The sequence below is a fragment of the Cysteiniphilum litorale genome, assembly GCF_003428165.1.
In the GTDB taxonomy this organism is placed as follows: domain Bacteria; phylum Pseudomonadota; class Gammaproteobacteria; order Francisellales; family Francisellaceae; genus Caedibacter; species Caedibacter litoralis.
This window is the reverse complement of the sequence record NZ_QLIQ01000058.1, coordinates 1-10667: the sequence shown is the minus strand read 5'-3', so window position 1 is coordinate 10667 and position 10667 is coordinate 1. Positions and strand designations below refer to the sequence as shown.

The 10667-nt window shown below is 36.5% G+C and carries 6 protein-coding genes and 1 pseudogene; 3 read left to right on the top strand and 4 right to left on the bottom strand.

The features are described 5' to 3' along the window. Nucleotides 1–650: DUF3987 domain-containing protein (locus DNJ75_RS13560; protein WP_157968353.1), on the top strand; the 650-nt coding region annotated here is incomplete at its 5' end. Beyond that, nucleotides 640–6306: an ATP-binding protein gene (locus DNJ75_RS13555; protein WP_117003988.1), complete on the top strand. Its 5667-nt coding sequence runs from the start codon at nucleotides 640–642 to the stop codon at nucleotides 6304–6306. The genes DNJ75_RS13560 and DNJ75_RS13555, both read left to right, overlap by 11 nt. 131 nt (nucleotides 6307–6437) lie before the next feature. Here DNJ75_RS13555 and DNJ75_RS13550 read toward each other — a convergent pair whose 3' ends face one another. Then, nucleotides 6438–7466: a PDDEXK nuclease domain-containing protein gene (locus DNJ75_RS13550; protein WP_117003987.1), complete on the bottom strand. Its 1029-nt coding sequence runs from the start codon at nucleotides 7464–7466 to the stop codon at nucleotides 6438–6440. 588 nt (nucleotides 7467–8054) lie between these two features. Between DNJ75_RS13550 and DNJ75_RS13545 the strand changes: the two genes are divergently transcribed. Next, nucleotides 8055–9038: a site-specific integrase gene (locus DNJ75_RS13545; protein ID WP_117003986.1), complete on the top strand. Its 984-nt coding sequence runs from the start codon at nucleotides 8055–8057 to the stop codon at nucleotides 9036–9038. Nucleotides 9039–9090: 52 nt separating this feature from the next. Here the strand turns inward: DNJ75_RS13545 and DNJ75_RS13540 are convergent, their stop codons facing one another. The 3 genes and pseudogenes from DNJ75_RS13540 to DNJ75_RS13530 form a co-directional block, all read right to left on the bottom strand. Next, complete coding sequence (locus tag DNJ75_RS13540) at nucleotides 9091–9654, bottom strand: hypothetical protein (RefSeq protein WP_117003985.1); 564 nt, start codon at nucleotides 9652–9654, stop codon at nucleotides 9091–9093. Between the two features lie 229 nt (nucleotides 9655–9883). Further along, on the bottom strand, nucleotides 9884–10213 hold the full coding sequence (locus tag DNJ75_RS13535) for a hypothetical protein (RefSeq protein ID WP_117003984.1): 330 nt from the start codon (nucleotides 10211–10213) through the stop codon (nucleotides 9884–9886). 80 nt (nucleotides 10214–10293) lie between these two features. Beyond that, nucleotides 10294–10667 (bottom strand): annotated as a pseudogene (locus DNJ75_RS13530) (IS1634 family transposase); the annotation flags it as partial.

Here is a 10667-nt window from a genome sequence, read left to right as displayed (position 1 = left end):
CTGAATCAACCATGGGCAACCGCTACTATAAAGAGCCTGCCAGTAGTGTAAATGAAGATCTTGAGCGCTTTCATGCGCGAATCAAAAGCTGTCTAAATAAAACACTTCCCGTTGACCAGTATGGTTTTGGGCATATCCCAACGCTTAAATTTAGTCAGACAGCTAAGTCAGTATGGATTAAATATTTTGATTATATTGAATCAGCCATTGCCAATGAATACCACTGGCACAGTATTCACGATCTGGCATCAAAAGCCAGTGAGAACATTGCTAGATTAAGTGCACTTCTTCATATTTTTGATGATCAACAAGGCACAGAAATTAGAGTCAACTACGTTGAATCAGCATACCAAATTATTGAATGGCATCTTAATGAAGCTAAGCGGATATTTGGTGATAATAAAGAAACACAAGTAGAACATGATGCTAAGGTTATCCTTAAATGGAGTAAAGAAAAAGAATTAGTCGAAACGACTCCTAGAGACATTTTAAGATCAAGCCCATTGCGTGATAAAGCAAGACGTGACAAGGCGTTAAAATTACTTGAGAAAACTCATTATATTCAGATTATACCATCGGTAAAAGGCGTTAAGATTTATTTTAATCCTTACTCTACAATAAGGAGTGCTTTTGAATCTTATGAGAGTTAAGCATTCTTCGATCATCTACGCAGGCTATGATTATCAGACTCTACAAGGGGTAAAACTACTTGCTGAATGGCTTGATTGTCCAACCCAATATGCTAAGATGAAATTTGAAGCCGACACGGATAGCAATCAAACTCTTAAAGGGATAGATGACATTATCTGTGAAAGATCAAATGGTATCACAGATTTTTGGCAAGTGAAATTTACCCCCTCCCCAGAAAAGAATGAAAACTGCCTTACATGGGCTTGGTTGTTAAAACTTTCAGGTAAAACATCTCGATCTCGCTCAATTCTTAAAAAGCTCTATGATGCCATTAGTGCTGTGCCTTCTGAAACACTCGGCGATGTCATTCTTTTGACCAATAAACGACCCGATAGATCCATGGAATCCTGCCTACTTGATTCAAAAGTAGACTTTAGTAAAATTGATTGTGACTCACAGCAACAGATTATCGAGCAATTAGGAAGCACCAAAGGAGCTATATTTCTTTTTTCGAAGTTGACCATCAAACATAGTGATGGAGATTACTTTACGGTAAAGCGTAATGTTCGAGAAGAGCTTTTGAAGTGTTCCGATGATACGGGTGTTGAGCGGCTTTTCGAAAGAGCACGTGAATGGGCAATGTTTCAGAATTATCCATCAGAGAATGGCTGGATTTATATTCATAATATCAGAGAGGTCTTATCACCCAAAAGAGTAGATTCTATACCTGAAATCTTTTCTGTGCCTGAAGACTACTGCCTCCCTAATCCTGACTTTCACGAAAAGCTACTTGCTCAAATTAGTAGCTCAAAGGGCGAAGTTATTACCCTAACCGGTAAGCCTGGTGCAGGTAAAAGTACGTACTTATCGTTTTTATGTCAAAAACTTGATGAGCAGGAAATTCCATTAATACGTCATCATTATTTTTTATCTTTGGGTGACAAAACTGAAGACAGGTTAAGCTCTAGAATTGTTGCTGAGTCCCTGTTGCATCAAATCAATAGCTTTCATAAAGAATCAAACACCAACACATCCCAACCGGAATGTTTACATGATGCACTTAAAACATGTGCAGAATACTACAAAAAGAAGGGGAAACCGTTTGTAGTATTAATTGATGGGCTAGATCATGTTTGGCGAGATAACGCGAAAAATAAAATACCACTGAATGAAACATTCGGACAAGTGCTTCCTGCAACAGACAACTTAGTGGTACTTGTCGGAACGCAACCAGTTGATGATAGATTGCTTCCTTACATACTGCTTAAGCATTCTCCCAAAAGTGAATGGCTATGGCTACCTGAAATGTCTGGAAATTCAATATATGATTTTTTAAAGCTTCATGTTGAATCTGGTCGATTATTCTTGAGTTGTCATGATGATCATGTGAATGAAGAGATTCAGAGCAGCGCTAACACCTTGTTAAAAATAACAAACGGCTACCCTCTGCACGTAATTTATTCATCTGAGTATTTGTCTCATCATGGATTAACACTTTCTTCCTGGCAAATTGAGAAACTTCCTCCATGCTCTGATGGCAATATTACTACATACTATTCTGAGTTGTGGCATAATCTTAATTATCAACAAAAAGATGTTCTTCACCTATGCAGTGGTTTTCAATTTTCATGGCCGAGACAGGCAATTAGCGCTGTTGTAAAAGATAGTCACGAATGTGCACCGAGTGTAGATGCAGTTGCACATATGCTCTCGGAGGGAATTTGTGGCGTAAGCCCTTTCCACGAAAGCCTCGTAGTATTTGTTAGAAATCAGGAAGAGCACCTAAAACGAATAAATGAGTTGTTACAACCTGTGTGTAGTTGGTTGAGTTTGCATGCTCCAACATATCTCAAAGATAATTGGCTTTGGTCTAGCTTGGCTCGAGATGGTGACTCCTCCCAGTTACGACAGGGGGTCACTCGAGATTGGATTCTTGATAAGCTTACAATTGGTATGCCTGTTAGATCATGTATTCGACTATTATCTGAGGCAGAGACCTATGCATTTCAGGAACCTAATTATGCTGAGGCATATCGGCATAGAGCTCTAAAAATTCGGCTTATCAATGGCCCTAAATTTCAGATATCGAACTCCGCTAACTTGGAGATACTCTCACTTCTGATCGCTGATGATCAGTCTCTAAACGAAATAATTTCAGGACAAAATGAGTGCTCATCAACCAAGCTATCAATATTAGCAATTGCATTATGGTATAGAGGGGCAGTCGATCAAGCAGAGCTCTTATCGCACAAGGCTATTAATCGATATCGGGCTAAGAGCAAACTTTTTTCTTTACGACACTCACAAAATAACGAAGATGAAGCAACTGTATTGATAAAAGCAGGAGTATTAACTGACATTCTTAACTATGATGCGATTTTTGAAGAAGGAAGTTTCTCCAAGTGGCCTGATGCACATTTGACTAGCTTTAGGCGTGCATGTCGCACGAAGAAAGATCTTAATCTGCTTTTAAGGGCTCGGCAGTACTTACCCCATGATTCAAATCATATTGGTCAAATTGAACTTGATGCAATTAGACTAAGTATAATAGAGGGAGCAGATATTACCTGTAGGGCAGAATATGGCTCTTTTTTTTCGCAACAACTATCTCAGTTTATAGATGCCTTTTCTAAGAAAAGCTCTATTAATATTAAGACTCATTATTTTAATAATAAGTCAGCAAATGTTTACAAAGTTAAAGAGACGGGTAGCTACCATAGCTGGTTTTTTTCTTCACTTTGTATCAGATTAAATGCAGAAGGCGATTATTCGTGGTTACCAGTAAGTGCAACATCAGATAGGTCAGATGTATCAGCTCATTATGATTTACTCAATAAATTAACGGGTTTGGCCACAAATGAGCTGATAGCAGAAAATACACTAACATTTGACGTAGTATGTTCGATGTTTCCGTTGGAGCCAATATTAGATGGAATTGCATGGGAGACGCAAAGAGCTGAGATAGCTTTAAAGCGTGATTGGATTGAAATTGCCGCCGATTGTCACCTGATAACGACCAAATCTGAAATCTCGCGTGATAAATTAAAGCAAGCAATTGACCACGGTTTATTTAGAGTTTGCTGGATAAGGGCATGGTACCATGACTTAGCTCTCAAGCTATTAGACGATAATGCCGCAGAGCTACTTATTGAGCTTGATTACAATCGACAACTAAATGAGTTAGAGCAAACAAATGAAAATTCAAATACCTACCTTGAACTTGCACAAATAGCATTTCAACATGATAAATTACCCCTTTTTAAAAAATATCTGAGAATGACGTGGGACTTTGTACTCGGTTACGAGCATCACAAAGACTATACCATCTTTGATGTTTTGAAAGCAGTGGAATATCTTTCTGAATTTGTTCCAAGTTCTGCCTTGGAAATATTGGAACGAATATCGCCAATAGTTTTCAATATATCCGAATTTACCGATGGGGATGAAACTAGACACGCTAAGCATTATATATCTTCATTATTATCAAAATTAAATCCGCAAACAGCTGCTTCAATTTATGACCAGGAACTTAGAGATGGCGAATGGTATTATGCTGAAGATACAATTCTTAAATTGCTTGAAAGATGTGACTTTACTTCACCGATCACAAAATGTTTATACCTAACAGGCTTACACTCTGATTGCTACCAAATACTCAGAGAAAAAATTGAGAAAAAGGAACCTCAGTCTATTTCTCTCTCCGATGAAATAGAGAGTCAACTTGGCATTAATGTTCAATATACATCTGAAAAACATTCACCAACTGATAATTCTGATGAGAAACTTTCATTGCAGCCATCGGATTATCCGCCTGAAAAATTCGAAGAACTTACTAAAGCACTCAAAGGAAAATATAACACCAGCGAATTTTGGAGGGTTTGGTACACATATTGGTGTACTCACGGTAAGGAACGTGAATTGTTAAATCTGCTAATTCCACAGACGCATATGCTTATTGATATTTTTGATGATAAACGATACATGTTAGATCTTCTTTTTTTAAGTGTTAAAAAACTAGATGGGAAAACAAAAGCCTTCAATGTTTTGGTTGAAGCGCATAAAGGAATGGGAGGATGGTCTGACTGGTATGAACGTTCAGAGGATAGTCTGAATCGACTTAAGATAGTTGCTGAACAATATCCTAAAAAAATTGACGAATTTATAACATTAACAACATTGCAATCGGATTGTTCAAAAGGGAAGTTTGGCAACTTAATTATTCCGAATGACAAGCTGGTTTTTTTGCTTTCTCATGGTGGCAGGAATGATGAGGCGCTTAATCTCACATTGGAGATGGTTACAAGCTTGGAAGAAAGTGTCCGCAATCTTCAACTTGAAAAACCGAACTGGGATTGGTGTCAAAATGATTCCCTCGAAGAAGCAATGCTCAAGACCCTAGTGTCAAGACTTAATCTACCTATACCTTCTATAAAATTATGGGTAATACAACAGCTTTCACTACTTTTAATAGCCCAGAACCCAAAAGTTGAAGACTTATTAAAGGAAAACTTAGCAAGTCGGAAGCAAGAGTCTGAGTGCATAGAAGTGTTATGCATATTTTTTATTGCGAAGTCTAAAGGGTATGTCTGCCCAAACGATCTTGGGCATTACATAAAAGCGAGGTCCGCACTGTCAGATCTAATACTATCGAGGTTGCTACCGACCCCAGTAGAATTTGGTAAATACGCTTATCCATTTTCTCCTTTTATTACTTTAGATCATGACAACAATAGATTCGAGCATTATCAAGGTAATCATGTCCCTCATGTTTACAAGTTTTTGCTTGATAAGGAAAGTATTCGAATCGGTTTACCCCTTACAAATCACTATCAAACTGAATGGAACAATACATTTAAATATCAGCCATCAACAGCAATAAATATTGATTACTTCTTTAGTGGTGATAGAGAAAGATCTACTGGGCAATTTTATACGCAAACAAGTCATCGAGGTCGTTCTGCATATCTTAGGACCATAGATCTAGCTAAAAAGTTTTACGGCATGCCAAGTTCTCACGCTGAACATTTATCGATACCAGCACTGCCAATTGAACCTGCATATATAGAGCTTAAACCTCAAAAGCCTAAATGGTTACCAATTTGGAATAGTAACAACTTCCCTAATGAAGATAATTTAATCGGCTATGTTAAAGAAATATTAGCTAACTTTTCACAAGCAGACGACAACAATGACCTGATAGCACTTTCATTACCAATTAGTGTGAATAACAATAACTGGGTTGATTTAACTGTTGTAAAATTGAGCACTGAAATTGAGCTAACACCAGACATGCAGATAATAGGGCGCTCAGGCTGTTGGGCTGTTGGCAACTTTCTAGATAAAGAACTGACTTATGTGTTTGGTGAGGGGCAGATGCAGGAGACTCCTAGAATGGCTGTTACTTCTCAGCCATTTATGAGATATGGGCACTGGCACTCTGATCTCGAATCACGAGGGCTCTATATTCCAAAATGTAATATTGTCGATAAAAAAGTAGTCGGCTCATCTGCAGATGGCTTTTTTAATTACGTTGTCGATGGTGTTAAAATTGGTTTTTCATCGTTCTGGTACAATAATTGGAACCTATTCATCCCAAAGGAATTCGTTCTTTTTGTGGATCTTATACCGTGGTTAACAAGGAAAAAATTGAAAAATGGTATAGCGCAAGAGGGGTAACGTGTAATAGCCATTACTTATGCAAAGCCATTCTACTTACAGCTGAAGATGATTTAAGAGAATTTAATGAGCAAAAGATTGAATTTTTCATACGTTAAGCTATATGATTAACACAACACCCTAGACTTCTATCAGTTAAGATCATATCCAATCTCACTGCCAAGCAATTTAACTTCACGCGATAGCTCGGCTTCGAGCTCTTTTTCAGATGGTAAGTAGTCAAAATACTTTGAGGCAAACAATTGTTTCTTATCCGCTAAAACTGAGTATTTGGCAACTGCTTCACTTTTTTCATTGCACAAGAGCAGTCCTATTGTGGGATTATCACGCTCTCCTTTTTTATGCTGATCATAAATGCGCACGTAAGTATCCATTTGCCCAACATCCTGATGCGTTAACTTGCCTATTTTTAAATCAATTAGCACGAAACAGCTAAGCTTAAAATTGTAAAACACAAGATCAATATAAAAGTCCTGATCCGCTGTTTTAATTCGTTGTTGACGTTCAACAAACGCAAAGCCTTTTCCAAGCTCCAGTAGAAAGGCTTGCAAGTTCTGAATTAAAGCCCCTTCAAGCTCAGATTCAACCGATGGATAATTTGGTAAATTCATGAAATCAAGAATATAAGGGTCACGCAAGTAATTCTTTGGGTCGTCATTTAATGCTTTTGTTTTTTCTAGAGCCTCATTTTTTGCAGGTAGCTGTTCATGAGTCGATAACAATCGCTCGTAATAAAGCTTATTGACCTGCCGATCTAAAGCTCTGACACTCCATTGCTGTTCAATTGCCTCAGTTGCATACCATTGCCTTGCTGCTTCATTTTTAATACGAATTAGGCGACAGTAATGGCTCCAGGTTAATTCGCCAGACAGCGTCTGGCTATTTGGATAAGTCAGATAAAATTGGCGCATGTTTTTAAGGTTTGATAACTCAAATCCCCTGCCAAATTCTGTTGTTAGTTGTTTTGCAAGATTTTGCAATAGTTGTTGCCCATACTGAGCCGTTTTTTCACCGTTTTGCTCATCTTCTACAATTAATCGACCAATTTGCCAATACGTTTGCGTCATAGCATTATTAACGGTGCGCTTAAGATTTGATCTTGCTTGATTTATCAATGATTTAACGGCATTAAGCAACTCATTGCTGGTGGTAACTGACAAGTAATGCCCCTTTATACGCCTTATTTTATTTGCTCACAGTATAACGCAAGATGGTAATTCATAAAGCATTATGATTGACTGATCATGCGACATTTGCGACAGCAAGAATGGAAATAGCCCGAAAGCCACTAGAACACAAGGGATTATCTTTTATTTTGACATTGCGACATTTTGCGACTTATATTTTTTAATATTGTCATACACCCAGTATTTAAGGAATTTCTGTGATTTTATATGTCACACAAATACTCTGACTATTGTTATATTATTTGCGACTTTTATTTATTAATGATTATAATATACTCTATTTTACCCAGCTAGCCAGCTAAAATTTTGGCACCTAAGATTTGCATTTCACTGTCGAATTAAATTTAAGTACAGAGAAGGCTCATTCCCTTTACTTATTTGTATTTATATAATATAATGCCTAAAACAATGTCATCACATGGCGATCTGGATTAAACGATCTCTGAGTTGCCAATGCAACTGTGAGGGTTAGCTATAAAAACCTCGTGAATGGCTTTAAAATAGCTTTTAAATTAGAGTCAAAAAATAACTCAATAAACAAACCCTATAAAAGGTGAAATTATGGATGAATTGCAAACAATTGCCTCAAGTAAGGAATTATCAAACGAATTACAGAAGACACTACAAAATGGAATAGAACTTGAAAAAAAATCACGCTCAATTAATACCTTAAAACGATATGAAAAAGCAATTAAACTTCTACGAAAATATTGTGACAAACACAATCAGCAGTATTTGCCTCTTAGTCCAGAAGTAGCATATGCATTTTTTTCGTATATGCACATGGAAAATTATAAATGGGAAGGCATCAAAGTTGTAAAATCAGCTATTGATTTTTATCATAGCCAAGCAAACCTAATTTCACCATTATCACATCCAAGGATATGCAGCTTGCTTGAGGGGATAAAAAGAGATATAGGAGTCGATCATAAATCTTCAGAGCCATTGTTGTTTGATGCTATTAAAATGATTATTGATGAAATCCCAGATGATGGACTGATTAATTTAAGAGATAAAGCCATATTTTTACTTGGATTTTCAGGTGGATTTAGATCTGCAGAACTACTCTCTCTAATGATTAATGATATTGCTTTCAAGCCGCAAGGATTGATATTAACGATACGAAGGTCAAAGACTGACCAAGAAGGTAGGGGGCATACTTTAGCAATACCATTTAATAGAAAAGATAAATTATACTGCCCTGTAATCGCATTGAAAAATTGGGTTGATGCAATAAACTTAAAACAAGGATTTTTATTTCGATCATTCTACAAAGGGGGATGCAAAATTAGAAACAATGCCCTCTCATATATCGGTCTATATAAAATGTTCAAAAATAGATGTGCAAAAGTAGGTATTGATGAAAAATTAGTTTCACCTCATGGCTTAAGGTCAGGTTTTAATACTAGTGCAGCTATGGTCGGCGCTGACCTAATCAAGATGAGAGAAATAACTAACCAGTCACTCAGCACACAACAACGATATATTAAAAAAGTAAATTTATTCGACAACAACGCTAACGATCTGATTTTTCATAACATGTAGTGAAAAGCATGTAAATCATACATGAAATTTAACGGGTGATATGTTGAGTTAGTTAATTATAAAAGACAGCTTTACAGCTAGAAACTAAATTTACTATTTCACCATGATGCTGTGTGTCACCTGAAATCGAATAAAATACACCAACGTCATAATACGCAATAACATTAATCTCATTTACTTCAATAAGGCATAGAGAACCATTACTCAACTTTAATATATCACTTTCGTATTTGAATATCATAATAGTATTAGTAGTAAGGTAAGCATTATATTGCTTGGTAAGTTTCACACCAAAATCACCCAATTTGTAGGGGACTTTCATTGTGGTTAACGATTTTTTAAAAATATCGTTGTCCAAAAATATTTCTATTGAGTCAATGTGGTCAGTAGTATCTAAAGATAGAATGGGTAAGTTATAAGCACATTCAATTTTTCTTGCATTTTTCTCAGTAAATGGAACTTCCTTGTTCATAGCTCTTGTAATCTGGCTGTGGTCAACTTCTGACTCTAAAGCTAACTGTTTATAGCTTCTAATTCCTTGGCATTCTATCAAGGATTTTGTTTTACTTATTCGGCTATGATATATTTTCTCCATAATTTCATTTATATCACTCATCAAAAAATAGTACGTAGTTATCTCTATTAAGTTGTATTATTATATAGCTATAACCTGTTGTTGTCGTTAAATTTAATTATGTTTGTAGAATAAACTCACCCTATAGCCACAATTAATACCCGATTGACCGGATAAACTCGTCATGATTTTTTATCATTTTGCATTGTGACTAACAATAAGTTTAGGTTTTTTTACCATACATACAAGTGCTATATGGAATTACCACCAATTAGCACTCGCAATCTTCACGCCATTGCTCAGTTGTGTAACCATAACAGCTTGCCATTTCGTTTATGTGATTAAAAAGCTCTTTGCGATAGGTTTCATCTTCAATATATTGATCGTTTTCCTTTTTTAGTTGGATACCACAATAGTTTTCAGAACCTATTGCATCTAGTTCACGCTGAAAGTCCTTGTTCATATTAACGCCACCGTAAGAAATACGCTTCATATCTTCAAGACTAGGAATGTCTTTAGTGATTAAATCGACTTCTGTGTGATTGACAATTATTCCCAACTTGGTAAGCAAAATTTCTGAAACGTAGACAGCATAAGGCATTGAGCCATACACAAAGTTGAGTTAAGGCACTACAGATTTTTTGTGTTTTTTTGATTTTTTGTGAAGACGTGATCGACGCGTTATAGCGTTGTGATGATCTGCTTTAGCGGAATAGCTGGCGCATTACAGGCTTTATAAATCTTAGACTGCTCGTGATTGGGTTTAGCTGACTTACGAATATGTAAGGTTTTCCCCTCTTTGGTTTGCATCGTTGTCGTGACACGATAATGCGTGCTTAATTTTAACAAAATAGTCTTCCAGCTATCATGTATGTCGACTTTCTTGAGCTGGAAACGGATGCAATGCAAAATATGATAGGCAAGTATACTAATAAAAATATGACCACTTATGCGCTCTGTGGTTTGATGATAAACAGGACGCATCCCTAAGTCACTTTTTAATACTCTAAAGGCAGCTTCAATATCATTGAGCATGCGATAGGTTTGCCATATTT